Genomic DNA, 1318 nt, shown 5'->3' with positions numbered 1-1318 from the left:
GTTTAAACTTCATAGTAAGAGCGCCTCCTTGATGTATTGGGTTAAACCCCTTCGACAAATCCATCATACCGAGGCGCTCCTTTTTTGACAAAGCCCAAATCTTAGGCCTTACAGGAATGTTTAGCCATCCATGCATTGCAAACCAGCGCTGCACCACAGAGGATGAAAATGAATTTTCATGGTAGTTTAGCGATGCCGTCAGTCTACTACTTTAGTATTTCAGTCTACAACATTATTATCTAGTCTAAAACTTTATTATTTACGGACATCACCGCATAAAAGGGAAAAAAACGTACGCTAACAATGCTACTGAAAAAGAGCAGGTTGCCGTAGCGCCTGCTCCGATATAATCTATTATCTATTAGATATATTGATGGTGGATTTCCTAAAACATCCGTTACCGATTTATTACTTGAGCTGCTCGCTCAACCCGACGATGATGCCTTCGGGACCGCGGATGTAGGCGAGTCGATTCGTGTCCTCGAATTGCACCACTTCGCCGACCAGTTCGGCGCCATGGGCAAGCATGCGCGCGACCACGTCATCGATGTCATCGACGGCGAACATGATGCGGCGGATCCCGAGTTCGTTCACCGGAGCCTTCTCGGGCCCAGTTCTGATCGCATCCGGCGTGTGGAACTTGTCCAGCTCGATCCGTCCGTGGCCGTCCGGAGTGCGCATAAACACGAGGGTAGCACGGACGTTCTGAAGGCCAATGAGACGATCTACGGAGGAGCCCTCGACGGTCGTTTCGCCCTCCAACTCGAATCCGAGTTGGAGAAAGAAGGCTTTAGCAGCTTCGAGGTCGTCAACGACGATGAGGACGTTGTCCATTCGTAGTAATTTATTTTTTGTCATAGTTTTATCTCCTTATGAATTAAAAGTCATAATCTCTATTTAAAGCTTTCCTCAATTAAGTTTATGTCTAAGCGTCTCTGACATAAAGTTGCGCATAACGACTTATTTACGAACTTCGTTGGTAATCTCCGCCATTTATCACTCCCTCATAATTATGGTAAATTCACCCATAAAGATAATACCGAATACACGTTCGCTTGTAAAGAAGATGTTTTAATTATCACCACGCATAACTGCCCGTTACCCGTTCATGCAGCGCAAGACCAGCGCTGCATGAACGGGTACGATAGTTCAATGCCAGAAGGGCTGCCGCGTGGTAGCCCTTCGCTCAGCTATACCAGCTAATAGGCTGTCAATATTTAATTATTAATGAACGAAACGAAGGATGCTATACTGGAAAAAGGGTACGACAAATAACCGCCCCACAATATTTGGGAAGGTTTTCCTCAATGTCTAAGGC

1 protein-coding gene is annotated in these 1318 nt (G+C 45.9%); it reads right to left on the bottom strand.

The genetic code is table 11. The annotated features are described in order from the left end of the window. Window positions 1-408: 408 nt before the first annotated feature. Window positions 409-858: a VOC family protein gene (locus tag G9U52_RS39055; protein ID WP_166158871.1), complete on the bottom strand. Its 450-nt coding sequence runs from the start codon at window positions 856-858 to the stop codon at window positions 409-411. Between the last annotated feature and the right edge of the window lie 460 nt (window positions 859-1318).

The sequence above is a fragment of the Paenibacillus agricola genome, assembly GCF_011440305.1.
Taxonomy (GTDB): Bacteria; Bacillota; Bacilli; order Paenibacillales; family NBRC-103111; genus Paenibacillus_S; species Paenibacillus_S agricola.
The sequence above is the reverse complement of the archived record's forward strand: the minus strand, read 5'-3'. Positions and strand labels throughout refer to the sequence as shown.